The following is a 1,313-nucleotide window of genomic DNA, read 5'->3' as shown; positions in this document are numbered from 1 at the left end:
GCTTGGGTTCTAGTGGTCGTCGCAACACCCCAGTTCAGGGGATGCGATGGACTTCCAGATCCGGAAGGTGCGGAGCCCTCAGGGGGCGAAGAAGCTCTCTGCGGAGCGGGCTGCATACTTCCAGCTCATGCAGCAGGGCATGAGCAACAACGACGCGTGCCGGATCGTGGGGATCAACCCGAAGACCGGCAGGCGCTGGCGTAACGGCCGTAGGCCGTCCGGCCGGAACAAGGCGGCACCATCGGTTCGTCCGGTGGTGCCGCCTTCCGCGTCCACGTCTCGATACCTGCGCGAGGATGAACGGATCTACATCGCCGACCGGCTGCGGGAGAAGGCGTCGGTCCGGGCCATCGCCGCCGAGCTGGGCCGCAGCCCCTCCACCGTCAGCCGCGAGATCCGCCGCAACCGCACGGTGGGCACCCGCGGTCAGTGGCACTACCGGCCGTATGCCGCCCAGGCCCGCGCGGACAGCCGCCGCCCCCGTCCCAAGCCGCGCAAGATCAGCCGCAATCCCGAACTGCGGAACTTCGTCCAGGCCGGCCTGGACCGTCGGTGGAGCCCGGAACAGATCTGCCAGGCTCTGCGGACACACTTTCCCGAGCGGTCGGAGATGCACGTGGTCCACGAGACCGTCTACCAGGCTCTTTACATCCAGGGCCGCGGCGAACTGCGCCGCGAGGTGGCCCGCGCCCTGCGCTCGGGACGCACCCGCCGCAAGCCCCAGCGGCAGGCCAACTGCCGCCAGCCGCGTTTCAAGGACCCCATGGTCATGATCAGCGAACGCCCCGCCGAGGCGGACGACCGGGCGGTCCCCGGCCACTGGGAGGGCGACCTGATCATCGGCAAGGACGGCACCTCGGCCATCGGCACCCTCGTCGAACGCGCCACCCGCTACGTGATGCTCCTGCACCTGCCCGACGGCCGCACCGCCGAGCACGTCCGCGACGCCCTGGTGGACACCATCCAGCAGTTGCCCAGACACCTGGTCCGCTCGCTGACCTGGGACCAAGGCGCCGAGATGGCCACCCACAAGAGCTTCAGCATCGCCACCGACGTCCCGGTCTACTTCTGCGACCCGGCCAGTCCCTGGCAACGCGGCTCGAACGAGAACACCAACGGCCTGCTGCGGCAGTACTTCCCCAAAGGCACCGACCTCTCCGGCCACAGCCGTGAACACCTCGACGCAGTCGCAGCCGAACTCAACGGCCGCCCACGCAAAACGCTCGGCTGGGAAACCCCAGCCGAGCGCCTGCATAAACTGCTCACGGCCTAATCAACACGACCACGTGTTGCGACGACCGCTAGAAACCGCC

Annotated in this window: 1 protein-coding gene; it reads left to right on the top strand. The window is 68.5% G+C overall.

Annotated elements, in window-relative coordinates; genetic code table 11:
* Positions 1 to 46: 46 nt before the first annotated feature.
* Positions 47 to 1,273 (top strand): IS30 family transposase, encoded by a 1,227-nt coding sequence (locus ABT112_RS35185; protein WP_351515833.1) that lies wholly within the window; start codon positions 47 to 49, stop codon positions 1,271 to 1,273.
* Positions 1,274 to 1,313: the final 40 nt, after the last annotated feature.

It is taken from the genome of Streptomyces sp. NPDC002055 (assembly GCF_040296705.1).
Classification (GTDB): Bacteria; Actinomycetota; Actinomycetes; order Streptomycetales; family Streptomycetaceae; genus Streptomyces.
The sequence above is the reverse complement of the archived record's forward strand: the minus strand, read 5'-3'. Positions and strand labels throughout refer to the sequence as shown.

What these genes read in the sequence shown, in the direction of transcription:
- ABT112_RS35185 (WP_351515833.1), top strand. Translation starts at nt 47, where the DNA reads ATGGACTTCCAGATCCGGAAGGTGCGGAGCCCTCAGGGGGCGAAGAAG.